The organism is Gordonia sp. SGD-V-85, from assembly GCF_001456905.1.
In the GTDB taxonomy this organism is placed as follows: Bacteria; Actinomycetota; Actinomycetes; order Mycobacteriales; family Mycobacteriaceae; genus Gordonia; species Gordonia hongkongensis.
In genome coordinates this window covers 310,891-335,804 of the sequence record NZ_LNQO01000003.1, presented here as the reverse complement: position 1 = coordinate 335,804, position 24,914 = coordinate 310,891, and the positions used below count along the sequence as shown (strand labels likewise).

The 24,914-nt window shown below is 66.9% G+C and carries 25 protein-coding genes and 4 pseudogenes; 17 read left to right on the top strand and 12 right to left on the bottom strand.

Annotated features, from left to right (window positions below):
* Positions 1-84: 84 nt before the first annotated feature.
* Complete coding sequence (locus AS181_RS05380; protein WP_058250544.1) at positions 85-1,026, bottom strand: SDR family oxidoreductase; 942 nt, start codon at positions 1,024-1,026, stop codon at positions 85-87.
* A gap of 116 nt (positions 1,027-1,142) precedes the next feature.
* Here AS181_RS05380 and AS181_RS05375 point away from each other — a divergent pair, with 116 nt between their 5' ends.
* Positions 1,143-1,982 (top strand): helix-turn-helix transcriptional regulator, encoded by an 840-nt coding sequence (locus tag AS181_RS05375; RefSeq protein ID WP_082652873.1) that lies wholly within the window; start codon positions 1,143-1,145, stop codon positions 1,980-1,982.
* Positions 1,983-2,022: 40 nt separating this feature from the next.
* Here AS181_RS05375 and AS181_RS05370 read toward each other — a convergent pair whose 3' ends face one another.
* A complete protein-coding gene (locus AS181_RS05370; protein WP_058250604.1) occupies positions 2,023-2,814 on the bottom strand; it encodes a hypothetical protein in 792 nt (263 codons plus the stop codon).
* Here AS181_RS05370 and AS181_RS05365 point away from each other — a divergent pair.
* The 8 genes from AS181_RS05365 (at position 2,786) to AS181_RS05330 (ending at position 9,953) form a co-directional block, all read left to right on the top strand.
* The gene (locus AS181_RS05365; RefSeq protein WP_331456746.1) at positions 2,786-3,496 is read left to right on the top strand and encodes a GNAT family N-acetyltransferase; all 711 of its coding nucleotides are present in this window, start codon (positions 2,786-2,788) and stop codon (positions 3,494-3,496) included. The genes AS181_RS05370 and AS181_RS05365 overlap by 29 nt on opposite strands.
* A 56-nt stretch (positions 3,497-3,552) precedes the next feature.
* Positions 3,553-3,756, top strand: a complete 204-nt coding sequence (locus AS181_RS24505; protein WP_068972513.1) for a zinc-ribbon domain-containing protein — start codon at positions 3,553-3,555, stop codon at positions 3,754-3,756.
* A 90-nt stretch (positions 3,757-3,846) separates the two neighbouring features.
* Positions 3,847-5,355 carry a protein adenylyltransferase SelO gene (locus AS181_RS05355; protein ID WP_058250541.1) on the top strand — a complete coding sequence of 503 codons (1,509 nt, stop codon included), beginning with the start codon at positions 3,847-3,849 and terminating at the stop codon, positions 5,353-5,355.
* A 25-nt stretch (positions 5,356-5,380) separates the two neighbouring features.
* Complete coding sequence (locus AS181_RS05350; protein WP_058250540.1) at positions 5,381-5,752, top strand: TraR/DksA family transcriptional regulator; 372 nt, start codon at positions 5,381-5,383, stop codon at positions 5,750-5,752.
* Positions 5,753-6,046: 294 nt separating this feature from the next.
* Complete coding sequence (locus tag AS181_RS05345; protein WP_058250539.1) at positions 6,047-7,090, top strand: NAD(P)-dependent alcohol dehydrogenase; 1,044 nt, start codon at positions 6,047-6,049, stop codon at positions 7,088-7,090.
* Positions 7,091-7,169: 79 nt separating this feature from the next.
* A complete protein-coding gene (locus tag AS181_RS05340; protein ID WP_058250538.1) occupies positions 7,170-7,895 on the top strand; it encodes a lysophospholipid acyltransferase family protein in 726 nt (241 codons plus the stop codon).
* Positions 7,896-7,963: 68 nt separating this feature from the next.
* Entirely contained in the window at positions 7,964-9,055 is a 1,092-nt protein-coding gene (locus tag AS181_RS05335; RefSeq protein ID WP_058250537.1) for a YihY/virulence factor BrkB family protein, read from the top strand.
* A 79-nt stretch (positions 9,056-9,134) separates the two neighbouring features.
* Positions 9,135-9,953: a DUF1206 domain-containing protein gene (locus AS181_RS05330; RefSeq protein WP_058250536.1), complete on the top strand. Its 819-nt coding sequence runs from the start codon at positions 9,135-9,137 to the stop codon at positions 9,951-9,953.
* A gap of 30 nt (positions 9,954-9,983) precedes the next feature.
* On the opposite strand, the gene AS181_RS05325 is transcribed toward AS181_RS05330, so the two are convergent.
* The 4 genes and pseudogenes from AS181_RS05325 to AS181_RS05310 all read right to left on the bottom strand — a co-directional run bounded on the left by AS181_RS05325 (position 9,984) and on the right by AS181_RS05310 (position 14,116).
* Entirely contained in the window at positions 9,984-11,468 is a 1,485-nt protein-coding gene (locus AS181_RS05325; protein WP_058250535.1) for a flavin-containing monooxygenase, read from the bottom strand.
* An 84-nt stretch (positions 11,469-11,552) separates the two neighbouring features.
* Entirely contained in the window at positions 11,553-11,993 is a 441-nt protein-coding gene (locus tag AS181_RS05320) for a DUF1622 domain-containing protein (RefSeq protein ID WP_058250534.1), read from the bottom strand.
* Between the two features lie 105 nt (positions 11,994-12,098).
* A pseudogene (locus AS181_RS05315) lies at positions 12,099-13,201 on the bottom strand (thiamine pyrophosphate-binding protein); the annotation flags it as partial.
* A 120-nt stretch (positions 13,202-13,321) separates the two neighbouring features.
* Positions 13,322-14,116 carry a PfkB family carbohydrate kinase gene (locus tag AS181_RS05310; protein ID WP_058250533.1) on the bottom strand — a complete coding sequence of 265 codons (795 nt, stop codon included), beginning with the start codon at positions 14,114-14,116 and terminating at the stop codon, positions 13,322-13,324.
* Between the two features lie 190 nt (positions 14,117-14,306).
* Here AS181_RS05310 and AS181_RS24500 point away from each other — a divergent pair.
* The 6 genes and pseudogenes from AS181_RS24500 to AS181_RS05285 all read left to right on the top strand — a co-directional run.
* Positions 14,307-14,623: pseudogene (locus AS181_RS24500) on the top strand (glutathione-dependent formaldehyde dehydrogenase); the annotation flags it as partial.
* Positions 14,620-15,223, top strand: a pseudogene (locus AS181_RS05305) (hypothetical protein). The pseudogenes AS181_RS24500 and AS181_RS05305, both read left to right, overlap by 4 nt.
* Positions 15,177-15,516: pseudogene (locus AS181_RS05300) on the top strand (uracil-DNA glycosylase family protein); the annotation flags it as partial. The pseudogenes AS181_RS05305 and AS181_RS05300, both read left to right, overlap by 47 nt.
* 130 nt (positions 15,517-15,646) lie before the next feature.
* The gene (locus tag AS181_RS05295; RefSeq protein WP_058250531.1) at positions 15,647-16,084 is read left to right on the top strand and encodes a nuclear transport factor 2 family protein; all 438 of its coding nucleotides are present in this window, start codon (positions 15,647-15,649) and stop codon (positions 16,082-16,084) included.
* A gap of 206 nt (positions 16,085-16,290) precedes the next feature.
* The gene (locus AS181_RS05290) at positions 16,291-17,625 is read left to right on the top strand and encodes an NAD(P)H-binding protein (RefSeq protein ID WP_058250530.1); all 1,335 of its coding nucleotides are present in this window, start codon (positions 16,291-16,293) and stop codon (positions 17,623-17,625) included.
* Positions 17,626-17,760: 135 nt separating this feature from the next.
* The gene (locus AS181_RS05285) at positions 17,761-18,774 is read left to right on the top strand and encodes a YihY/virulence factor BrkB family protein (RefSeq protein WP_058250602.1); all 1,014 of its coding nucleotides are present in this window, start codon (positions 17,761-17,763) and stop codon (positions 18,772-18,774) included.
* A 39-nt stretch (positions 18,775-18,813) separates the two neighbouring features.
* Here AS181_RS05285 and AS181_RS05280 read toward each other — a convergent pair whose 3' ends face one another.
* From AS181_RS05280 to AS181_RS05270, 3 genes are all read right to left on the bottom strand, one after another.
* A complete protein-coding gene (locus tag AS181_RS05280; protein WP_058250529.1) occupies positions 18,814-19,134 on the bottom strand; it encodes a DMT family transporter in 321 nt (106 codons plus the stop codon).
* Between the two features lie 2 nt (positions 19,135-19,136).
* Positions 19,137-19,496 carry a DMT family transporter gene (locus AS181_RS05275; RefSeq protein WP_058250528.1) on the bottom strand — a complete coding sequence of 120 codons (360 nt, stop codon included), beginning with the start codon at positions 19,494-19,496 and terminating at the stop codon, positions 19,137-19,139.
* Positions 19,497-19,617: 121 nt separating this feature from the next.
* Positions 19,618-20,082, bottom strand: a complete 465-nt coding sequence (locus AS181_RS05270; RefSeq protein ID WP_058250527.1) for a DoxX family protein — start codon at positions 20,080-20,082, stop codon at positions 19,618-19,620.
* Between the two features lie 114 nt (positions 20,083-20,196).
* On the opposite strand from AS181_RS05270, the gene AS181_RS05265 reads away from it, so the two are divergent.
* Positions 20,197-20,667: a MarR family winged helix-turn-helix transcriptional regulator gene (locus AS181_RS05265; protein ID WP_058250526.1), complete on the top strand. Its 471-nt coding sequence runs from the start codon at positions 20,197-20,199 to the stop codon at positions 20,665-20,667.
* Between the two features lie 18 nt (positions 20,668-20,685).
* Here AS181_RS05265 and AS181_RS05260 read toward each other — a convergent pair whose 3' ends face one another.
* The gene (locus tag AS181_RS05260; RefSeq protein ID WP_058250525.1) at positions 20,686-21,537 is read right to left on the bottom strand and encodes an MmyB family transcriptional regulator; all 852 of its coding nucleotides are present in this window, start codon (positions 21,535-21,537) and stop codon (positions 20,686-20,688) included.
* A gap of 101 nt (positions 21,538-21,638) precedes the next feature.
* Between AS181_RS05260 and AS181_RS05255 the strand changes: the two genes are divergently transcribed.
* On the top strand, positions 21,639-22,397 hold the full coding sequence (locus AS181_RS05255) for an SDR family oxidoreductase (protein ID WP_058250524.1): 759 nt from the start codon (positions 21,639-21,641) through the stop codon (positions 22,395-22,397).
* Positions 22,398-22,428: 31 nt separating this feature from the next.
* On the opposite strand, the gene AS181_RS05250 is transcribed toward AS181_RS05255, so the two are convergent.
* Positions 22,429-23,442 carry an NAD(P)H-dependent flavin oxidoreductase gene (locus AS181_RS05250; RefSeq protein ID WP_058250523.1) on the bottom strand — a complete coding sequence of 338 codons (1,014 nt, stop codon included), beginning with the start codon at positions 23,440-23,442 and terminating at the stop codon, positions 22,429-22,431.
* Complete coding sequence (locus AS181_RS05245) at positions 23,443-24,909, bottom strand: sugar porter family MFS transporter (protein WP_058250601.1); 1,467 nt, start codon at positions 24,907-24,909, stop codon at positions 23,443-23,445.
* Positions 24,910-24,914 lie beyond the last annotated feature (5 nt).

The window sequence follows — 24,914 nt, the reverse complement described above, 5'->3', positions numbered from 1 at the left end:
GCCGGTGTGTCACCTGCGTCGACTTCGGTCCGCAGGTGGCACACACCACTTGACGATCGCACATCGGCGCCGGGAGGCCCGTCTTCAGCCCGCTGTCACCCGGGTGAGCTGTTCAGACACCGCCCACAGACGCGATGCCGCTTCGCGATCACGGAACGGTTGCCAGGGTTGCCGTAATCCGGGCGGCCCGCCGGCGTCACCGGGCCACCGTGGTCCGAAGAACGCATCATCGGGCGTCTCCGGCTGCGTCGCCGCCATCAGTGCTGGGAGGGCAGCGGTTTCGACGGTGCCCACACCGACGCCGTGCCGCGACATCCACTCGATCACCCGCCGGCCGCTCGTCGGCGCGGTCCTGCCGACCTCAGGACGAGCGGCGAGAAGGCTGGTCGGGGCGACTCCCGGATGGGAGATCACGCTCGTCACATCCCAACCGGCAGCGCGGCTTCGGCGTCCGAGTTCGAGTCCGAACAGCGCGCACGCGATCTTGGACTGGCGGTAGGCCTTCATTGCGTCGTAGTGACGCTCCCAGTTCAGATCATCCCAATTGATCGAGCCTCGTTTTGCCGCGATGCTCGTCTGCGAGACCACCCGTGCCTTCCCGGACTGGAGCAGCGGAAGCACCGCGACGGTCAGGGCGAAGTGTCCTAGGTGGTTGGTGCCGAACTGGACCTCGAATCCATCGCCTGTGGTCAGGCGTTTCGGCGGAGTCATGATCCCGGCGTTGTTGATCAGGATGTCGATCGGTGTGCCGTCCGCCCGGAGCCTGCCGGCAAGCGCCTCGACCGATGCCATCGATGACAGGTCGACTTCCTCCATCGTGAGTGTGGCGGCGGGGTGACGATCACGAATGCGCTCGACCGCCCTCGCCCCCTTGTTCGGATCACGCACCGGCACGACCACTTCCGCACCGGCGCCGGCGAGCGCATTCGCGATCTCCCACCCGATGCCGTCACTCGCGCCGGTCACGACCGCTCGACGGCCCGTGAGATCGGGGATGGACAGGCTGTATCTGCTGTTTCGTGTCATGCGGAGCTCCTGACGGACTCGGAATGTTCCCGCTTCCAGTCTTGTGTCGGTCCGCACCGTTATCCACGGCCTGTCGATCCGTGGCTCCGCGGTTCCGGGCGCGCAAGAATGGCCGAATGATCGATCGACCCGGTCTCGCTGACTTCCTTCGGGTGAGGCGTGCCGCCCTTCAGCCCGAGGACGTCGGACTGCCTCGCGGGCAGCGCCGTCGCACAGGTGGACTCCGTCGCGAAGAGGTGGCTGCCCTGTGTCACATATCCGCCGACTACTACTCACGACTCGAACGCGAGCGCGGCCCGCAGCCGTCGCCACAAATGGTGGCCGCCATCGCACAGGGCCTCCACCTCTCCGTCGAGGAGCGAGACCACCTGTTCCACCTCGCCGGCCACCGGCCGCCCGTGCGCGGACCCGACCGCGAGCACATCTCCCCGGGCATGATGCGGATCTTCGACCGACTCGCCGACACCCCGGCCGAGATCGTCACCGAACTCGGTGAGACGTTGCGCCAGAACCGACTCGGGGTGGCATTGGTCGGCGACCTCATGCGGTTCGACGGGCCGGCGCGGAGCATCGGCTATCGGTGGTTCACCGATCCCCGGGCTCGCCAATTGCATCCGACCGACGACCACGACTTCTACTCACGGATGTACGTATCCGGACTACGAGGAGTGGCTGCGCTACGAGGCCCGCAGTCGTATGCGGCGTCGCTCGCGGAACGGCTCACAGGCGAGAGCGAAGAGTTCCGCGAGATCTGGGCACGGCACGAAGTGGGTATAGCTCCTCGCGAGATCAAGAGGTACGTGCACCCCGACGTGGGATTGCTCGAACTGAGTTGCCAGATCTTGGTCGACCCGCGGTGTTCGCATTCGCTGCTCGTCTACACCGCGACCCCGGGCAGTGCGAGTGCCGAGAAGCTCCGGTTGCTGTCCGTCGTCGCGGCACCCACGGCGACCTGACACCCGGCAAGCGAAGCCGAGTCACTCGGAGGGCGGCCGCTCAGAACCCCCCGAAGTCGCCACCGCCGAAGTCGCCTCCCCCGCCGAAGTCGCCGCCACCGAAATCTCCCCCGCCGAAGTCGCCGGAGTCACCACCGCCGAAGTCGCCGGAGTCACCGCCTTCCAAGGCGCCACCGTCGGAACCGTCGCCGGCGCCACTCTCGAAGGACTGCGCGTCATAGGGGACGCCCGCCATGCCGGAGAACATCGCCGAGAACAGGAACATCGATCCGAGTCCCCAGGCGCCGGCGACCAGAGCCGGTTTCCACCACGGCTCGGAGTACCAGCCGGCGGGTACCGGCCTGCCGGCGACGCGGCCACCGGGATAGTAGTTGGGCGTCTGCTCCGACGGGTTGGGCGATGCGGCGACCTTTCGTCCCTCGAACTCCACAGTCCGGTCCTCGGTGACCGCACCGGCACTCTTCTGCCCGTCGAGCTCGGGGATCGCCGGACCGGGGTCGAGGTCCATGGCGGCCCGAGCCGCACGGATGTAGTAGAGCCCCTCGATCGCAGTCTGTTTGGCCAGCCGCGCCTGCACCGGCGAATTGGCCTGCTCGATCTGAGACCCCGCCGCGGTGTATCGCTCCCCCGCGTCGGCCAGCGCCTGTTTCGATGCCGGGCCGTCGCCGACCAGCATGAACACCTGGCCGCCCAGACGTTCGATCACCTGTCGTGCGTCGGCTTTCGCGTCCTCGAGGGTGCGGGCCGCGTTGGCGCCGGAACGCTGTTGGGCGAACACCACCACCCCGACGACGATCACGACGATGACGGCGATCAGGATCAGTGCTTCCATGCTTCCCTCCGGTTTCGCGAGTCCGCAGCCCGGTGGCGGTGACGTCAGGCCGACAAAACGGACACCACCGAGCGTACCGATGCCCGCCGACCCGATGCGTCTCGACAGATGGCGAGCACCTCCGGCCTCGTCCATTCTCCGCGAGGCCGGCGGTGGTCGCGGAGTTTCTGCGGTGCCGCACGCGCAGCCGCCGACCGTCATCGGTCACCCTGGGTGGGTGACCGGTCGACACGCGGTACGAATTCAACCTTCGCAGAACTCCCACCTTGTGGCCGAGCTCCGCTGGGAGTGGGCGTACGAAGACGATCGCTCCGTCGGGCCGTGGCTTGGCGATACCGCCTTCGCCGCCGCGGTTGCGAGTTGGTTGGACGATGAGCGACGAACGGTCTGGACCGCGGGCACGGACGACATGACCGTGGGAATGGTGTGCTTGACCGAACACGCCCGGATGCCGAGTCCCCGGCAGGGCGCCGGCGGCCGATGGGGTTATCTCGGTCATCTGTACGTCCGCCCGGCGTTCCGCGGTTCCGGGATCGGACGTGAACTGGTCCGGCATACCGTCGCGACCGCGGACGGCCGTGGATACGCGAAGGTGGTGCTCAACCCGACCGAAGCATCGACAGACCTGTACAAACAATGCGGTTTCACAGCCGAGAACGACCTCATGGTCCGCCGCCCGTGATCGACTACCGCGGCGCGTGACCGGCCGCCGCGAGCCGCGAACTCTACGATGGCGGCGTGTTCTTCTTGTTCGGATATGGCCGTAGGCAGAAGCATCTCGGTGCGGGTCAGACCCGCACCTGTCCCCGCTGCCACAACACCACCCAGTGGGCGCGGATGCGTGAATACAGCCAGTTCAGCGTGTTCTTCATCCCGATCGCCCGGTGGAACCGGCGCAACTTCGAGGCCTGCGGCATCTGCGGCGCGGCGCTGGCGGCCTGATCGCCGTCCGGGGTGAGTGAGGTGGACACTCCTCCCTCGCCCCTTCTGCGCCGCCGGTTTGCCGGTCCGGAAACTGGTTACCCTCGAAGGGTGTCCGTCTCTCCCGATACTCCCGCCCGCACGAGTGCTGCGATCACCGGCTTCGAGCGCACCTTCGTCGACGAGCTGACGCCCTTCACCGTGCCGTGGCAGGGTGCCGAGACGCCTGACCCCCGACTGCTCGTCGTCAACGAGTCACTCGCCGACGACCTGGGCCTCGACATCGCGGCACTGACATCCGACGACGGTGTCGCACTTCTGTCGGGTGCGGCCGCGCCCGCCGATGCCGTCCCCGTCGCCACCGCGTACTCGGGGCATCAATTCGGCGGGTACACACCGCTTCTCGGGGACGGCCGGGCGTTGCTGCTCGGGGAGCTGATCGACCGCGGCGGTCGACGAGTCGATCTACAGCTCAAGGGTTCTGGGCGTACCCCGTTCTCCCGAGGTGGCGACGGATTCGCGGTGGTCGGGCCGATGCTGCGCGAGTATCTGATCAGCGAGGCCATGCACGCACTGGGGATCCCGACCACGCGTTCGCTGTCGGTCGTGGCCACGGGGCGAGACATCCAGCGCACCGGGGCCGAGCCCGGCGCGGTGTTGGCGCGGATCGCAGCCAGCCATCTCCGTGTCGGCACCTTCGAGTACGCAATCCGGAACACCGACCTGACGCAACAACTCGCCGACTACGCGATCAGCCGTCACTACCCGGAGCTCGCGAAAGCGTCGGAGGCCGGCGACGGCAACCGGTATCTCGCGTTCTTCGAAGCCGTACTCGAACGTCAGGCCGCACTGGTGGCCCAGTGGATGCTGGTGGGGTTCGTGCACGGCGTGATGAACACCGACAACACGACGATCTCGGGTGAGACCATCGACTACGGGCCCTGCGCCTTCCTCGACGCCTTCGACCCGTCGGCGGTGTTCAGCTCGATCGACCACGCGGGCCGATACGCCTATGGGAATCAGCCCGCCGTCCTGAAGTGGAATCTGGCGCGGTTCGCCGAAACCCTGCTCAGGCTCATGGCCCCGACACCCGATGAGGCGATCGCTGCGGCGTCGGACGTGCTCGCCACGTACGAGGCGCGGTACGAACACCATTTCGCCACCGGCATGGTGTCGAAGATCGGTCTGACAGAAGCGCTTTCCGAACCCGAACTGGTCGCCGACCTGTTGACCCTGATGCGTGATCATCGCGCGGACTGGACAGGCACCTTCCGGGCACTGGCCGACGAACTCCGCGGAGATCAGGTCCCGATCATCAGCCTCATGCCGCGCGCGCAGATCGGTCCGTGGCTGGAACGATGGCGCCGTGAACTCGCCCGTCTCGGGCGCGAGCCCGCTGCGGTCGCCGAGACGATGGACACCGTGAACCCGGTGTACATCCCGCGCAACCATCAGGTCGACGCCGCTCTGCGCGCCGCGACCGACGGCGATCTGGAACCGTTCACGCGGCTGATGGATCCCGTCACGCATCCGTTCGAACGCCGCTCCGAATGGGCTCACTACGCGGCGCCGGCCCCGCAGGCGTTCAGCGACAGCTTCCAGACCTTCTGCGGCACCTGAGCGAGACGACTTCGGTGGGCCCACGGTGACCTCGAGCCAGGACGACGAGTCGCGAGATGCGCTGCTCGCAGAACGGGAACGAACCGCCGCGCTGATCGAATCGTTGTCGTCCCGGCTGGCCGCGGTGCTCGAGGCGACGAGCGACGCGGCGGCCGACGACGAGCACGATCCGGAGGGTTCGACTCTCGCGGTGGAACGCGGCCATCTGGTTGCGCAGCTGGAACGGTCGCGAGTCCGGCTCGACGAGATCGGTGCCGCCCTGGACCGGGTCGGCGCGGGTGCCTACGGCCGGTGCGAGGACTGTGGCGAACCCATCGGTGCCGAGCGCCTCGAAGTCCTGCCGGCCACCCGGCAGTGTGTGCGGTGCGCCGCGCGGAATCAGTCGCGACGATGGTGACCCGGAGTCGCAGCGTTGTCCGGTCCACCCGTACTCCAGAGTGCATCCGGTCCTCTTCCGACTCCGGCTGTCGTCTCGGCTGATTGACTCTGCCCCAAGGGGTTTGATGCACCCGACACGCCGCGACATCGAACTCCGTGGTCCGTCCCGGCTTCTGATCGGCTTGTCCACCTGTGCCGCGGTTCAGCAGGAATTCGCGTCTCATTTCCCGCCGACGTATGCGCGTACAGCCATACGCGGGTAGACCGGAAGGCGGGAGAGCACGCAAACGACTCGAACCGAGAGGTGTCCGGCATGAAAGCCATCCAGATCGTCAAGCCAGGAAGTCCGCCCGAGCTCCGCGAGGTCGACAAGCCGACACCCGGCCCCGGCCAGGTGTTGTTGAAGGTGACTGCAGCCGGTGCGTGCCACTCTGACGATTTCGTGCTCAACATGCCCGCCGAGGGTTTTCCCTATCCGTTACCCATGACGCTCGGGCACGAGGGAGCCGGTGTGGTCGCCGAGATCGGAAGCGGTGTGACGTCGCTGACCGAGGGAACCGCGGTGGCGGTCTACGGCCCCTGGGGTTGCGGGGTCTGTCACTTCTGCTCGCGTGGGTTCGAGAACTACTGCAGTCGTGCGGCCGAGCTCGGCATCACTCCACCCGGGCTCGGCAACGAAGGCGCGATGGCCGACTACATGATCGTCGACGACGCCCGGCACCTCGTTCCGCTCGGTGATCTCGACCCGATTGCCGCGGTACCGCTCACCGACGCGGGGCTCACGCCGTATCACGCGATCAAACCATCGCTACCGAAGCTCGTCGGCGGCACCACGGCAGTCGTCATCGGTGCGGGCGGACTGGGGCACATCGGGATTCAGCTGTTACGCCATCTGACCCCGGCGCGCATCATCGCCCTCGACCTCAGCGAGGACAAGCTTGCGTTCGCACGCGAGGTGGGTGCCCACGAGACCGTTCTCAGCGATGCCGACGCCGTGGCGAATGTCCGGAAGATCACCGGAAACGACGGCGCCACCGCGGTATTCGACTTCGTCGGCTTGCAGCCGACCATCGACACCGCGATGGGAATCGTCGGCACATTGGGCGACGTCGTGATCGTCGGCATCGGTGACGGTGTCGCCGCTGCGAAGGTCGGCTTCTTCACCCAGCCCTACGAGGTGTCCGTTCGGGCGCCGTACTGGGGTGCGCGGCACGAACTGATCGAGGTCCTCGACCTCGCGCGCGACGGTGTCCTGGAGGTCGCCGTCGAGAAGTTCTCCCTCGACGACGGGCTCGAGGCCTACCGTCGGTTGGCCTCGAACGAACTGCGTGGCCGGGCGGTCGTCGTCCCCGATTGACCTCGGAGCTGTACCCGGGCTGTCATGTGTAGTCCCGTTGCGGCACCGCGGCGCCGCAACCTACGGTACCGTAACTTAGGTGAAGGTCGAGCTGTCCGAGGCACAGGCGGTATACGAGCACTACCTGACCCATCAGCAGGACCGCGCCCGGGCGCGAATGATGTACGCGGTGCTCGCCGCCCGAATCCGGCCGGTCGTGCGCTTTCGTTCGCGGGAGGCGATCGTCCGCGCCGTGCGCAGCGGGGCTCCGCTGCTCATTGCGGCGAATCATGTCTCCGAGCGCGACCCGTTGGTCCTCGCAGCTGCAGGCTTCCGGTCACCGCTGCGGCACCGGATAGGCAGCCTGCGTGTCCTCGCGAAAGACGAACTGTTCCAGGATCCGGAACAGCGAAAGAAGATCGACACTCTGGGCGGGATCCCGGTGTTTCGCAGCAAGGACCACGGAGTGCGAGCTGCGGCCGACGCCGGGCGTCAGATGATCGCCGTCTGCGTCGAACGAATGGCGCGCGGGGACAGCATCGCGGTGTTTCCGGAGGGGACCTGCAACGAGGGCGACCCGACGGAGGTTCAGCGGCTCGGCACCGGGATCGGCCACATCGCCCATCGAGCCCTGCGTGACGGTGTCGGACTGTGGTTGGTCTCCGCCGGGATCGCCTACCCGGCCGGTGGTGGCCGGCCCGTTGTCGCTCTGGGCGAACCGGTGGACCTCGGCGCCCGTCGAGACGACACACCCGCCGCCGTGACCCGCTGGATCCAGCGAGATCTGCAGGGCGCGGTCGACGACGCCTGCGGCCACGTGCGCTGACCCACAGGTGACGGGTGCGCCGACGTCGGCCGGGTTTGGCTTGCGCGTTCGCCGGTTAAGCGTAGGGGATGAAACGAGATGACGCCGCTGAACGAGCTGACAAGGAACCCGCCTCAGCTGAACCGGACGTTCGCGACGACCCCGGATCCGCCGACCCCGATGACCCGCGCAAGCCGGACTCCCCCACGGACCTGACCAAGCCGTCGCTCCTCTTCGTGCTGAAGAAGACCGCGCGGGAGTTCTCGCGCGATCAGTGCACCGATCTGGCAGCGGCGCTCACCTACTACTCCGTGCTCTCACTGTTCCCGGCGCTCCTCGCGCTGGTCTCGCTGCTCGGTGTGTTCGGTCAGGGCGAGAAGACGACCGACGCCGTCCTGCAGATGGTCGACGACCTCGGACCGTCGTCGGCCGTGGACACGTTGCGGGGCCCTGTCGAACAACTCGTGGCCGCCCCCAGCGCCGGTTTCGCGCTCGTACTCGGTCTGCTCGGCGCGCTCTGGTCCGCGTCGGGTTATGTGGGGGCGTTCGGACGCGCGATGAACCGGATGTACGAGATCGACGAAGGTCGTCCCCTCTGGAAGCTGCGGCCGATCATGCTGCTCGTCACGCTCGTAGCACTTGTCCTTGCCGCCGCGGTGGCACTCATGCTGGCAGTCAGCGGACCGATCGCGAAATCGATCGGAGACGCCATCGGTTTCGGCGAGACCGCGCTGACCGTGTGGAACATCGTCCGTTGGCCGATCCTCCTGCTGTTCGTCATCCTGATCGTCGCCATTCTCTACTGGGCAACCCCGAACGTGCAGCAGCCGAAGTTCCGGTGGATCAGCGCCGGTGCGGTGCTGGCCATCGTCACATGGATCGTCGCGTCGGCGGCATTTGCGCTGTACGTCTCGAACTTCGGCAGTTACAACAAGACCTACGGCGCACTCGCGGGAGTCATCGTCTTCCTGCTGTGGCTGTGGCTGACGAACCTCGCGCTGCTGTTCGGGGCCGAGTTCGACTCCGAACTCGAACGTGGCCGACAGCTACAGGCGGGGATGCCGGCCGAAGAGCACCTGCAACTGCCGCCTCGGGACACCACGGCGTCGGACAAGAACGACGAGAAGGACCAGAAGTACATCGAACAGGCTCGGGCCCTGCGTAACTCGCACGGGAAGTGAGCGACCGGCCGGCACCCCGTAACGTCAGTGGAACCGGCCGGGCACCAGATCGGTCGAACGGCGGAAGGAACGTGGCGCGATGAGCCGCAATCAAGTGACCGGCGCGGTCGACCGCGCCACCGACAGCCCTTGGTTCGAACGCTTGGCGCGTGCCGGCCACGCCGTCAGCGGCCTGCTCCATCTGCTGATCGCCTACATCATCCTGCGCCTCGCGTTCGGTGGGGGCGGGAACGCCGACCAGTCGGGTGCGTTGGGGATCTTCGCCGACTCGTCCGGCGGCCGCGTCGTCCTGTGGGTGGCCGCGGTCGCGTTCGCAGCACTCGCGCTGTGGCGACTCGCCGAGGCCGTCGTCGGACCCCACGCCACCGAACCGGGCGAGGACAGTGATGGCGCCGAGCAGTGGTTCGATCGCGGAAAAGCGTTGTCGCTCGCCGTGGTCTACGTCGGGTTCGCTTGGTCGGCAATACGTTTCGCGACTGGCCAGGGCAAGTCGAGCGGTCAGGAGAACGCCGGACTGACAGCGCGACTCCTGCAGTCCGGTGGCGGCAAGTTCGTCCTCGTCGCGGTCGGCCTGATCATCATCGGCGTCGGCGTCTACCACGTCTACAAGGGAGCCAGCCGGTCGTTCCTCGACGATCTCAAGATCTCCGACGACAAGGCGGCGACAATCGCGGGCGTGATCGGTTACTGCGGCAAGGGTGTCGTTCTGGCCGGCACCGGCATCCTGGTCATCGTGGCTGTTGCCTCTGCCGATCCGTCGAAGGCCACGGGGATCGACGGCGCGGTCAAGACACTGGCCGGCCTGCCCGCCGGGCAGGTGCTGATGATCCTGGCCGCGGTGGGTATCGCCGCCTACGGCGTCTACTGCTACTGGCTGGTGCGGTTCGCGCGGATGTGACTCAGCCCGCCGTCCGGCGAGTCGTCACCGCTACCCGACCGTCGACCGCACCCGCTCCCCCGCCCGCGCGAATCGGACGTTGTCGTCGGCGACGTCACCACGGAACAACTTGCGGTCGGCGTAGTAGCTCATCGACATCACCCAGGGCTCCTCAGCTCCCTGCTTGGGCAGGGTGTCGAGGGCTCGTTGGACGTAGCCGGCCCCGAAGTCGAGCAGTGGCCGAGTCGGCATATCGGGGTCCGCGACCGCCCACACACTGTCGTATCCGTGAGAATCCATGTGCGCCAGAAGTTTGCAGAAGTATTCGCACAACAGTCCGATCTTGAGGGTCCACGACGCATTGGTGTAACCGATCGCCAGCGCGAAGTTCGGGACACCGGACAGCATCATCCCGCGGTAGACGACGGTGTCGGGAAGGGACACCGGTTCACCGTCGACGCTCAGCTCGATGCCGCCGATGATCTTGATGTTGAGCCCGGTGGCGGTGACGACGATGTCGGCCTCGAGTTCCTCCCCGCCCACTGTCCGGATGCCGTTCTCGGTGAAGGTGTCGACCCGGTCGGTGACGATCGAGGCCTTCCCTGAGCGGATGACACGGAACAGGTCGGCGTCGGGCACCACACACAGCCGCTGGTCCCACGGGTTGTACGGGGGGTTGAAATGCGTGTCCACCGGATAGTCCTCGGGCAGCTGAGATTCGTTGATCTTGCGGATCACCCGACGGGCGACCGATGGGAATCGCTGGCACAGTTCGAAGAGCACCCGCTGCTGCGCGACGTTCTTGTGTCGGGTCAGTGCGTATCCGCGTTCGGTGCCGAACACTTTCTTGAGGGTGTTGGCGATGGCGTCCTCACGGGGCAGCGGGAGGATGTAGGTCGGTGTGCGCTGGAGCATGGTCACGTGCGCGGCCTGTTCCGCCATCGCGGGAAGCAGCGTGACCGCCGTTGCGCCGCTGCCGATGACCACGACCCGCTTGCCCGTGTAATCGAGGTCCTCGGGCCAGTGCTGCGGATGCACGATCTCGCCACGGAACGTCTTGGTGCCGGTGAACTCCGGCGCGAACCCCGCGTCGTAGTCGTAGTAACCCGAGCCACAGAAGATCCATCGCGCACTGATCTGGCTTCGCGTTCCGGTGTCAGTGTGTTCGACGTCGACCGTCCACCGCGCGGCGTCCGACGACCACGCGGCCGCCACCACCCGATGCCCATACCGGACCAGCGGAGCGAGATCGTTCTCGTCGATCGTCTCGTGGAGGTAATCGAGGATTCGCGGGGCGTCGGCGATCGCCTGTCGATCGGTCCAGGGCTTGAAGTCGTACCCGAAGGTGTGCAGGTCCGAGTCGGACCGAATCCCCGGGTAGCGGAACAGGTCCCACGTACCGCCGGCGGTATTCCGGGCCTCGAGAATCGCGATCGACTTGCCAGGGTGTTCGGTTCGCACCCAGCGGGCCGCACCGATGCCGGAGATCCCGGCACCGACGATGAGGACATCGACTTCGTCTGGGATCGTTGTCACCCGGCACTCCTTCGGTCGGTCTGTCGGTGATCGGCATCCAGGATGCCTCGCCGGTCGTTGTCGGCGCCAGACCGGGTGGCGACACTACCCGTCGACGCGTCGCGCGGTGCGTTCGGTTGTCGGTCGCGCAGCTGCTGCGTCGTTTGCGACCGCTGCACCGAGCAGTTGTCCACCGCTGGTCAGCAACGCTCGACGCCACGGCGCCACGCCCTCGATCTCGATCTGGATGGACATCGACAACACGGTACGGATGAGGACGATGAGCCCGAGGATGAGCGCATCCTCGATCGACGGTTTGGACGTGATGGTGCGGATGAGATCCGCCGCGACCAGGACTTCCAGCCCCAGGAGAATGGCTGCTCCGAGTGTGTTGCGCAGTACCGAGAAGGCAGTGTTGCCACCCTCTCCCCGACGGAGCGAACGTGCGCCCAGCACGCACGCAATGATCGCTCCCACGATCATCGCGAGGGCTCCGACTGCCTCGAACCCGACCGCTACCGCTGTGAAGAGTTCCTCACCGCTCATGCGGTGGAGAGTACGGGACCGGGGCGCAGCCGGTGTCCCGTGTAGTCAGTCGTTGTCGGACTGCCGTCCGGGTAGGAACTGGCGGATTCCCTGTCTGGCTGCGTTCTTGGCGCCGATGGCATAGGGCACCGCCGGCCCCATCGTGGCCAGCGTCCCGGACAGCGACCCCCTCATCTCGTCGCGGAAGACGATGTGCCGTGCGTACCAGTTGGCGGCACTGCCCGAATCCGCGGTGATGATGCAATTCGACGCGGTGCGTGGCGAGAGCTCGTGAAAGACGCGCATCGGATTGACTGGATCCACGTCGGTCATCGCCTGGCCGGCCGCGTTCGTCCACCAGCGCTCGACGTCGGCTTCGACCTTGTCGCGCCACGAACGGTCGGTCTTGGCTTCGAGGAGCGGGATGAGAGCTTGCAGCGTGGCGCGTGCGTCGCCGACGACATTGAGCTCATTCGGGTAGCGCATGCCGATCATCTCGGGTGAATGGTCGATCTGCACTCCCCTGGCCTGTCCGAACGACGGAAGGAACTGCGAGTACGGGAAATTCGATCCGACGGTTAAAAGGGTGTCGCAGCCCGACATCAATCGATGGCTGGCCGTCGTGCCGAGCAGGCCGATGGATCCCGTGACCCACGGCAGCGTGTCGGGGAGGACATCTCGCCCGAGAAGCGCTTTCGCGCAACCGGCGCCGAGGATGTCGGCAACCGTGATGAGCTCAGGCGCACATCCCCGTGCCCCCTGGCCGACCAGCATCGCGACCCGCTCCCCGGAGTTGAGGATCTCGGCGGCACGCGAGACCGCGTCTGGGTCCGGCGCGGGAGTCGCCGACGTGACCCCGAGGCTGGACGGGACCTGCTTGAAGGCCTGCCGTGGTGGATCGTAGGTGAGGTCGAGAACATCCGAGGGAAAGATCAGGGCCGTCGGCGCGCGTTCGGCGAGCGCGATCCGGATCGCCCGGTCGATGAGTGGATGCCGCCGGGACCACTGGTCGCGGCACATACACCGACCTCACCGGAGAATTTCGCGTACCCGACGGCTCGGAACGCGCTCATCTCCTCGTGGCGCGACTGCACGAACTGCGGATCGTCCTCCGCGCGTACCCAGGCCGACAGCAGGCCGTTGATGCCGTCGCCGGGGTAGCCGAAAACCTGCCGGACCCCCCACTCCCGAAGGCGTTGCAGCACGATGTCGGCGACGGTCTCGGACATGGATTCTCCTCGGGACGACGTCCCGGACGGTGACGGTGACCGCCGGGCTGTCGCTCGACTACCCGGGGAGAAGCCCGCTGACACCCGACGGGCTGGGCCGACCGAGCACTCGCCCGTGGGTCACCTCGATCCGTGCCACACGGCGTCGAACGGTGCGTTCGAGGCGAGCCGGCCGACGATGCCGTCGTGGGTGAACTGCTTGGCGGTCCGGATCGCGTCGAGGACCCCTGCGCCCTTGGTGAGTTCGGCGGTGGTGGCGGCCGCGAACACGCAGCCGGCTCCGGAGACCCGCTCGTCGCCCACCTTCGGGGCACGCAGGACGGTGACCTCGGAGCCGTCGAAGACGACGTCGATCGCCTCCTCGCCGGGGAGTCCGACCCCGCCCTTCACGACGACGACCTTCGGCCCGAGTTCATGGATTCGCCGCGCCGCCTCGGCGAGGTCGTCGGTGGACGTCAGTTCGTCCATGCCGGCCAAGGTCGCGGCCTCGAACAGATTGGGGGTCACCACGGTGGCCAGCGGCAAGATCTCGGAGCGGAGGGCGTTGTCGGTGTCGAGTGCGGCGCCGGGCTCCTGGCCCTTGCAGATCAGCACCGGGTCGACGACGACGTCTCGCCACTGTCGGGAGCCGAGCGCCTGCGCGACCGTGGAGATGGTGGCCGGGGTGCCCAGCATGCCGATCTTCACGACCTCGGGTTCGTGCGCGGCAGTGGCCACCTCGATCTGATCGGCGATCACCCCGGAGTCGATCGGTACGAACCGATGGGACCACTCGTTGTTCGGGTCGAAGGACACGATGCAGGTGATGGTCCCGACACCATAGGTACCCAGCTGTGCGAAGGTGCGCAGGTCGGCCTGGATGCCCGCTCCCCCGCTGGCCTCCGAACCGGCGATCACATAAGACACCATTGACATCGACGATCTCCTCCCGAGGACTGTCCTGGATTCGGGTTCCTTTTCTACACCCCCGCGCGTGACACCGGTCTGCGCGCACCGCGCCGCCGGCGCGGTTAGTACCGCATTTGTGGGGTACCCGAACGCGCGTTAGTCCAGACACGATGTGCGCGATGGTCTACCGCGTCCCCGCTGCCAAGTTCCAGCTGCAGGCGGGTCACCGATCGCCCTCAACTGGGCCATCGATGCGGTCCGCAAAGGTGGCACCGTTTCGGTCATGGGTGCGTACGGGCCGATGTTCAGCGCGGTCAAGTTCGGCGACGCCATGAACAAGGGACTCACCCCGAACATGAACCAGTGCCCGGTCAAACGGCAGTGGCCGAGACTGTTCGACCACATCCGCAACGGCTATTTCACACATTGTCACGCATCGAATTCCGCTTCGAGCACATCGCTGAGGGCTACCGCATCTTCTCCGAGGAGCTCGACGACTGCATCAAGCCAATCATCGTTGCCGACGCCGGCTGAGGAGGACCCGTGCCCGCTATCCCGCAGACCGCCCCCACGACCCCGACACCGCCGCACTGGTCGACCGCATACCCGGATGGGGCGTCGACCTGGATCCCGCAAACCGCCCCGCGGTTCCGCGCGAACTGCCCGTCGAACCGGCCCCGGGCGTCCACTGGACCGTCCCCGAAGACCAGCCCGAGCGTCAGCCCCGAGCGATCGAACGAACATGCCTTTCTGCCACCGGTTTTCGGCACGTCCACGCCGCCGCGCGGGCTGTCCGGGGTGATCCGACGCTCCGCGTACCGCTACAGCGTGGGGCGCGCGGCGCATTGGCTGATCCTGCTGGGCGCCGATCGCGTGGCGTCCATCGAGGCGCACCTCGCGTCGTTCGCGACCGGTCGGCCCGACAACCCGGTGACCGAGACGGGCATCCGGTCCGAACTCTCCCACCACGGATGGTCGTCGCGCCGTGGCCGGAAACGCGTCGACGGCAACCACTCCCGGTTCGACCCGTTGCTGGTGGGCGGGCCGCGGGTGATCACCGGGGCCGCGGCGGGTGTCGCGGTGGGGTGGGCCGCCCGGTTCGACGATCATGTTCATCGGCGAACAGCCCGGTGACCAGAAGGATCGTGCCGACGAACCGTTCGTCGGTCCGGCCGGCCGCTGTCGTGTGTCTGGGTGCCACGGCCGCACAGGCCTTGCTGGGCACCAACTTCCGGCTCACCCGACACCGTGGCGAGCGCTTCGATCTCGGCGCCGACGGAGACCTCGGCCCCGACCATTCCGAGTCCGTGGTGGCGACCGTGCACCCGTCGTCGATTCTCCGCGGACCCACGGATCAGCGCGAGCGGGCCTTCGACGCCTTCGTCGCCGACCTCCGCGTCGTCCGCGACCTCGCAGCATCGACCTGACTTGCGGCACCCGCTCCGGTGCGGTTTCGCTGACAAGCGTCTGGACTGGTGTCTATAGTCGGCGGCGACGGCCGGTCTCGGCGCTGCCGCGACGGGCCGCCCGTACCGGATACCGGTGGACGGGAGAACGATGGACCTGCAGGAGATCAGCGACCGGTTCGGCATCGCGGACACGTTGTACCGGTACTCACGAGCGGTCGACACCAAGGACTGGGAACTCTGGCGCTCGGTGTTCACCCCGGAGGCGGTGGTCGACTACTCGTCGACACCCTACGGTCAGGCGGGCACTCGGGACGAGATCGCCGCGTGGCTGGAGGAGAGTTTCGCGTTCGTGTCGGTGAGTCAGCACTTCATCACCAACATCGAGTACACGTTCGACGGAGACCGGGCCGACGTGCGCGCCATGTTCTACAACCCGATGCGTTTCGTCGGCATGCCCGAACTCAGCACCTGCGGCGGCAACTACCACCATTCGATGGTCCGGACCGCGGAGGGCTGGAAGAGCGCGGGCCTCGTGGAGGAGTGCCTGTGGTTCGAGAATTCGCCGGCGGGCGCGAACGACAGCTGACGGGCAGACCTGAACTCGACCGTCAGACTTCGATCAAGGTCTGGCTGTCGGATTCAGGTCTGGTGGTCTGGGTTCGGTCTCGGCCAAACGTGCCGTTATCGAATCGTGGCCACGGAGAACGATCCGGCACCGACCGCGCCGAGGCGACGGCGCCGAGCGGCTTCGCTCCCTAGCCTGGGCGGAACACCCCAGAGCGGAGGAGTCAGGTGGACGAGTCGCGAACCTGTCTGGTCACCGGAGCGACCGGTTACGTCGGCGGCCGATTGGCGCCCCGGTTGTTGGCACGCGGGCACCGAGTGCGCGCACTGGCGCGGACACCGGAGAAGCTCGCCGACGCACCGTGGTTGTCTGATCCGACGGCCGAGGTGATTCGGGGTGATCTGTCTGATCGCGATTCGCTGGTCAAGGCCTTCGCGGGTGTGGATGTCGTCTACCACCTGGTCCACTCGATGAGCACCGACGCGGACTTCGCGGCCGAAGAGCGGCGTGCCGCGGAGAATGTGGTGGCCGCGGCTCAGCAGAACGGCGTGTCGCGCATCGTCTACCTCGGCGGTCTCCATCCGTCGGGCACCGACCTGTCCGAACATCTGGCCTCACGCGCCGAGGTCGGCGACATCCTCATCGACTCACCGATCGAGACCATCGCGTTGCAGGCCGGGACGCTGATCGGCTCGGGGTCGGCCTCGTTCGAACTCATCCGGCACCTCACCGAGCGACTGCCCGCGATGACGACGCCGCGGTGGGTGCACAACAAGATCCAACCGATCGCGGTCGACGACGCCCTGCATTACCTCGTGGAAGCCGCCACCGCCACCGTCCCGTCGTCGAGGACCTGGGACATCGGCGGTCCCGACGTCCTCGAGTACGGCGACATGATGCAGGTATATGCCGAGGTCGCAGGTCTTCGACCTCGAGTCATGGTGGTACTGCCGTATCTCACGCCGGCGCTGGCGAGCCGCTGGGTCCGGTTCGTCACGCCGATTCGCGGCAAGATCGCTCGACCGCTGATCGAGTCCCTCGAATGCGACGCCGTCTGTCGCGACCGAGCCGTCGACGCGATCATCGATCGTCCGGAAGGGGGGTTGACCTCCTACTCGGAGGCGGTTGCCCACACGCTCGAACGCTCGGCGCGCGGCGATGGCCGTGCCTCGTGGGCCAACGCGTCCGTAGACGTGTCGCCGGCCGAACCCCTTCCCACCGATCCACAGTGGGCCGGTGAGGAGATGTTCGAATCGGAGACCCGGGTCAGTGAGCGCGCGAGTAGTGCGACGGTCTGGGAGCGGCTCGAGTGGGATGCGCGGCACCGCGGTGAGATCGTGCTCGCGCAACGACCGGATCGACTTCGTATTCGTTTGCGCGACAACCGGTTCGGCAGATCGTATCGCGAGTACCGCCTCCAGGATGCGGACGACGCGGACGGGTCGGTGACGGTCACGACCACCGACCGCTACTTCCCGCGCGGGCTGGCGGGGCTGGCCTATTGGCGTCTGGGAACACCCTTCCGCGCCCTCGGCATCCCGGGTTTCGATCCGTTCCGGTGAACCCCCGATCCGATGACGTGTCCCGAAACGTCTCGTGCTCGGGTTAAAGTCGGCACGACCGTGGTAACTCCCGGTGAACGACTCGTTCAACGGAACGGGGAACAGGCACGGTCCGGCGAGGAGAAGGATGATCGGGTGTCGTTGACCGAGCGGGTCGACCGTTTTCAGCGGCGTCATCCGGCGACCGGCTTCCCGCTTGCCGTCATCTACAAGTTCGTCGACGATCAGGGCGCCTACCTGGCCGCGCTCTGCGCCTACTACGCGTTCATCTCGTTGTTCCCGCTGTTGCTGCTGTTCGCAACGGTGCTGGGGATCGTCCTGGCCGACAACCCCGACCTCCAAGACCGCATCCTGGACTCGGCGATGAGCCAGATCCCGGTGATCGGTGGGCAGTTGGGCGAACCCGAGAAGCTCAGCGGCGGGGCCACCGCCATCATCATCGGGGTTGTCGTGTCGCTGTATGGCGGCCTCGGAGTGGCCGTCGCCGCCCAGAACGCGATGAACACGATCTGGGCAGTGCCGCGCAACGAGCGTCCCGACCCGATCTTCGCCCGTTTGCGTGGCCTCCTGTTGTTGTCCACGATCGGTGTTGCGGTCATCGGCCTGACCGTCGTCAACGGCGTCTCGGCCGCCTTCGAACTCGGCATCGTCGGACGCTGGCTGGCGATCCTCGGATCGGTGGCGTTGAGCACGCTGGTCTTCACCGTGGCTTTTCGGATCGGCACGGCCCGCGACGTGTCGATCCGGGACGTACTGCCGGGCGCCTTCGGGGCGGCGGTCTGCTGGCAGATCATCCAAACCTTCGGCGCGGTCTATGTGCAGCACGTCATCGGTAACGCCAGCTCCACCAACGGCGTCTTCGCGATCGTGCTGGGCCTGCTCGCCTTCCTCTACGTGTCGTCGATCGTGATCGTCATCTGTCTCGAGACCAACGCGGTTCGCGTCGACCGGCTCTATCCACGTTCGCTGCTCACCCCGTTCACCGACAACGTCAGTCTGACGAAGGGCGACGAGGCGGCGTACTCGGCGCAGGTTCTCGCGCAGCGCAACAAGGGTTTTCAGGAGATCGACGTCTCCTTCGACAACCCGCGTGACGTCGAGTCCGGCGCTGAGGTGGACCAGCGCTCCCCCGGTCCAGAACGCGGCTGACCGTCGGCGCTCGCGGCGCGACATCAGCGACGCCGGAACTCAGTGCAGCGCGCCCAATTCGACGAGCAGCACACCGACGATGATCACCCCGATGCCGGCCACCATGCGTCGATTGAGGCGTTCGCGGAACAGGAAGTGTGCGGCGACGGCCGTGGCTGCGACCCCGGCCGCCGCCCAGATGCCGTACGCCACACCGAGGGGCACGCCGTGCCGCAGCCCGAGGGTCAACGCGACGAATGCCGTCAAATACCCGAGGACGACGACTCCGTAGAAGGCCGGTCGACCGGTCGCGGCGGCACGCAGCGCGAGGGTCCCGGTGACCTCGGCGACGATGGCGGCGACGATGAAGACATATCCCACGGTCAGACCCCCGAAGCGGCGGCGGAGTCGGTGCCCTCGTCGACGGGTGGCCGGTGGCCGGTCTCGACGAGGAGAACCCCGATCATGATGCACACGATGCCGATTCCCATCAGGAATCCGAAGGGCTCGTCGAAGATCCAGGTCGCCAGTACCGCGGTGAGTGCGACGCCCGACGCCGACCAGATCCCGTAGGCCACGCCGATGCCCATGCCGCGCTTCAGGACTGCGGCCAGGAGCATGAACGCGAACGTGTAACCGACAGCGACCACCGCGTACAGCATCGGTTCGGTCTGTGAACCCTTGAGTGACAACGTCGCCGCGACCTCCGAGGCGATTGCCGCAATCAGCATCAGCCAGGTCATATCTCTCATTCCACTCGACGCCCTACTGGGACTGTAGGCGAGGACCGCGGACGGCGAACGCCCCGGTCCGCAGGGTCGGCGGACCGGGGCGCATGAACCGGGCGCCGGTAGCGGAGCGGGGTCAGCGCGAGGTGTCGACCAGGTCGCGCGACCGGGTGTCGTCGGCGGCGAGCCAGCGGACCTTCGACCCCAGCGCGGCGTCCACGCTGAAACGTCCGGCGCCGATCACGGCCAGGAGCAGTGCGCCGGCACCGAGGGCGAGCACGAACTCGTAACCACCGTCGGAGACCCAGATGCCGTTGTCGACGTGTGCGATGAACAGCGCGCCGATCATGTCCAGCGTGAACAGGGCGGCGACGATCGGGGTCAGCAGCCCGACGATCAGGGCGATGCCACCGAGGATTTCGAGCCACGTGACGACGAACGCCGAGAAGGACGCGGCCGGAACACCCATCATGTCGAACCCGGTCTGCGGTCCCGTCCAGCCGTTCTGCTGGAACTTCTGCAGGCCGTGGGCCAGGAAGATGACGCCGAGAGCGACGCGTCCGATGAGGATGCCCGCGCTGCGGACGATGGGGTTGGTCATGACTGAGCCGCCTCACTAGATGGTTGTGACTTGAAGTATCAAGTGAAGGCTAGGTGTTGACACTTGATGCGTCAACCTGATCACGGACGTGATCACTTCGTATACACTGCGCAGATGTCCACTGCCCCAGAGCCGAACTGGCTCGACGACGAGGAAATGGACGCCTGGATCCAGGTGGCAACCGCGCTCGCCCGTCTCCCCCACGCCCTCGACGCCCAGCTTCTCCGTGACGCCCAGATCACCCACTTCGAGTACGAGGTGATGGCAGCGCTGTCCGAGGCCCCTGACCGCACCCTGCGTATGAGCCAGCTCGCCGAACTGTCCTACGGTTCGCTGTCCCGGCTCTCGCATGTGGTCGGCAGACTCGAGAAGCGGGGATGGGTTCGACGCCATCCGTGCCCCGAGAACGGGCGATTCACGAATGCCGTTCTCACCGAGTCGGGTTGGGAGAAAGTGGTGGCCACCGCTCCCGGGTATGTGACCAACGTGCGTGAGCTCGTCATCGACCGCCTCACGCGTGCGCAGCTTCGCCAGGTATCCGCGATCGGGAGGCGGATCAACACTCGTGGCACCAGTTCGACATAGTCCCCCGGAGCCAGACGGTCAGCGCGGATCGAGTCCGAGTTCTTGTGTGCCGAGCACGTTGAGCAATTCGATCTTTCCCGCTGCGTCCGTTCGCGGCGCTGCCGTCAGCACGAGCAACACCTGGGTTTCGTCCTCGGTGAAGAGCGCCTGACAGTCGACCTCGATCGCGCCGACCTCGGGATGGATCAGGATCTTGTGGTCCTCGAAGCGTCGGCTCACGATGTGGGTGTCCCAGAGTGTGGCGAACTCGCTGCTGCGGCGTCGAAGTTCCGTGACCATCGCTCCGGCACGGGAATCGGCGCCCATGACGCCGTAAGCGGCACGGAGCGAGGCGACCTGCGCACGGCTCTGTCGCCCGTGATCATCAGCCCGGTAGCGGCCGCGTTCCTCGTCGGGGTACACGAACCACCGGTAGATGGCACTGCGATCCATTCCGACGAGATGGTCGGTGTCACCGAACAGCGCTCGCGCGCAATGATTCTGGACCAAGGTCTCCCCCAGTGCCGAGAGGATGAGGGCGGGGGTGTCGGTGAGCCGGTCCAGTACCCGCAGGAGTCCGGGCGCGATGTGGTCCGAGGCCGCCATCCGGTCCGGCGCGCTGTGTCCGGCTACCCGGAACAGATAGTCCCGCTCATCGGCAGTGAGGCGAAGTGCGCGAGCGAGCGCCGCCAGCATCTGGGTGCTCGGTTGTGGGCCGCGGCATTGTTCGAGACGGGTGTAGTAGTCGGTCGACATCGTGGCGAGCTGCGCCACCTCTTCGCGTCGAAGACCCGTCGTGCGTCGCCGGGCGCCCCCCGGCAGACCGACATCCGATGGTTGCAGACTGTTGCGTCGGCTCACGAGGAACCCGGCCAGCGCATCACGATCCATCAGGCCAGTATCACGGCGTCGGTACCGCGTTGCCAGGGATCGGCGATCCCCCGATGGTTGCGCTCTGGATGACTCGCCCGCCGGATCCGAGACTCGATGACATGAACCTCACCGGAAACACCATCTTCATCCCCGGAGCGACCAGCGGGATCGGCTTGGCACTTGCGACCCGTCTGCACGACACGGGCAACACCGTCATCGTCGGCGGGCGGCGCACCGAACTCCTCGACCGTATCCGTTCGCAACACCCCGGGTTGCACACCGTCGCGATCGATGTCGCCGACCCGGCCAGTGTCGAGTCCGCCGCACGGAAGGTCATCGCCGAACACCCGAACCTCGACGTGCTCGTCGCGATGGCCGGCATCATGCGGGCGGAGGATTGGTCGTCCCCGGCAGGTTTCCTCGATGCCGCGGAGGCAATGGTCACCACCAATCTCCTCGGTCCGATCCGGCTGATCGGCGCGTTCATCGACCACCTGCGGTCTCGACCGTCCGCCACGATCATGACCGTGTCCTCGGGCCTGGCATTCGCCCCGCTCCGGGTGACGCCGACCTACAACGCCACGAAAGCGGCGATCCACATGCTGAGCGAATCGTTGCGCCTACAGTTCGCCGATACCGGGGTCGACGTCGTCGAACTCGTGCCGCCGGCGGTTCGCACCGACCTGCTGCCGGGTCAACGGGACAGCGACTTCGCCATGCCCCTCGACGAATTCGTCGATGAGGTCGTCCATCTCATCGGCACACAGCCCGCCGCCACCGAACTGCTCGTCGAGCGGGTGAAGTTCCTGCGGTGGGGTGAGGCGCGCGGCGACTACGTCGACGTCGTGGCGACGCTGAACGAGCAGGACCCGCACTGAGGTGGGAGGAGCGCGACCCCTTCGCTCCCGATCACCCGAGCCGGGCGATGGTATCGACGGCCGACTCCTCGACGGCGTCGCGGTATCCGCTCCCGGCCCAGAGGTTGATCCCGTCGGGGTCGTTGCTGGCGGCGCGTCGGATGCCACCGGTCAACGTGTTGACGGCCGGGTACTCGGCCACCGCGGCGTCGGAGAACCTGTCGGTGAACAGGTTTCGCAGGGCGCGTGCCGGTCGGCCGCTGAACGCCCAGGTGACCACGGTGTCGGTTCGGTCCGGATCGGCGAGAGCCGCCCCGTGCGCGGGTTTGGTGCCGGCCTCGGTGGTCCGCAACAAAACCGTACCCACCTGCACCGCAACGGGTCCCGCGGATCGGACCTCGTCGGCCCGGGCCGACGTGGAGATCCCACCCGCCGCCACGATCGGCAGCGGCACCCGGTCGGCGACCGCGCGGATCAAGTCGTCGAGCGGCTCTGTGGGAGGAGGGGTCCGGCGGTCGAAGACCGATCGATGGCCACCGGCGTCGGGACCCTGCACGCACAGCCAGTCAGCACCGGCTCGACCGGCGATCTCGGCGTCCGTGGCCGTGGTGACCGTGACCCCGACACTGCACCCGTGCCGGTGCAATTCGGCGACGACCTCGGGTGCGGGACACCCGAACGCGAAAGACACGAGCGGGATCCGCTCGTCGCACACCAGCCGGATCTTGTCGTCGAAGTGGTCATCGTCCTCGCCCAGGTCCTCGACCTCGGGAAGCGTCACGCCCAGACTTCGCGCATACGGGACGAGTTCGGCGCGGTAGCGGGCGAGGTCGTCGCGGTTCACCGGCTCCGCCTCGGGAACGAAGATGTTGACACCGAAGACCTCGGTGCCGGCCGTCCGCACGGCCGCGATGTCGGCGCGCACCTTGTCGGGAGTCTGGTACCCCGCGGCGAGCTGGCCGACACCGCCGGCCGATGCCGCGGCCACCACCAGTTCCGGGGTGCTCGGACCACCGGCCATGGGGGCGGCGACGACGCGGCTGGAGAGCTCACGCAGATCGAACATTCAGGCTTTGTCCTTCGCCGCACGGACCGCAGTGAACTGCGACAGTCGCGCCTCTGCCACCGAATCCATCTGCTCGAGCTCCATCCCCTTGGTCTCCTCGACCTTCCGGAGGACGTAGAAGAACGAGGCCGCGGCGCAGAAGGCGAAGAAGCCGTAGATGATTCCGAGTCCGACGGCTTCGGTCATCGGCGGGAACAGCATCGAGATGGTGAAGTTCGCGACCCAGTTCACGGCCGTGCAGACGCCCAGGGCGACACCGCGGATGCGGTTGGGGAACATCTCCCCCAGCATCACCCACATCACCGGGCCCCACGTCGCGGCGAAGGCGACCACGAACAGGTTGGCGCCGATCAGTGCGACCACACCCCACGGGTCGGGCAGCGTGATGTTCTCGCCCTCGCCGATCTGCTGGGTGAACGCGATACACGCCATGAGCAGGCCGATGAACATGCCCACCGAACCGCCGAGCAGCAGTTTCCGCCGCCCGATGCGGTCGACGAACAGGATCGCCACGAAGGTCATGACGACGTTGATGACGGCGGTGATCACCGATGTCTTGAACGAGTCGGCCTCGGAGAAGCCGACGGACTGCCACAGCGTCGTCGAGTAGTAGAAGATCGCGTTGATACCGACGAACTGCTGGAAGACTGCCAGCCAGATGCCGACCCAGACGAGCGGGTGCAGCCCGAATGACGGTCCGGCGATGTCCCTGATCGACGACTTCGCCTCGCGCTTGACCGTCAGCTTGATCTCTTTGACCCGCTCGAGGGGGTTCTCCTCGCCCGTCACCTCCTGCAGGATCCGGGCCGCCTCGGCATCACGGTTGCGGCCCACCAGGTATCGCGGCGACTCCGGGATCAGCAGCGCCAGCACACCGTAGACGACGGCGGGCACGACACCGACGAGGAACATCCACCGCCACGCCTCGAGGCCCCACCAGAAGTCGTTCGACGCGCTGCCGGCGCTGTCGGCGAGCAGGGCGTCGGAGAGGAGTGCCGCGAAGATGCCCATCGTGATCGCCAACTGCTGCAGAGACCCCAGGGCGCCGCGGAAGCGGGCCGGAGCGATCTCGGCGATGTATGCGGGAGCGATCACCGATGCGATACCGATGCCGATACCGCCGAGCACACGCCACAAGAGCAGGTCCGGGATGGTCTGTGTGAAACCGGTGCCGATCGAGTTGATGATGAAAAGCGCGGAGCCGAGCAGCATCACGCGCTTGCGGCCCCACACGTCGGCCAATCGGCCCGCGAACCATGCGCCGAGCGCACAGCCGAGCAACGCGATCGCGACGGCGAAGCCGGTCATCAGCTTGCCGAGGGCGAAGTCCGCTTCGATCGAGTCGACGGCGCCGTTGACGACCGAGCTGTCGAAACCGAACAGGAAGCCACCGACCGCCGCGGCGACCGTGACACCGATGACCTTCGCCGTGTGTTGCTCGGCGACTTGCCGCTCCGCGTCGGTCATGACGC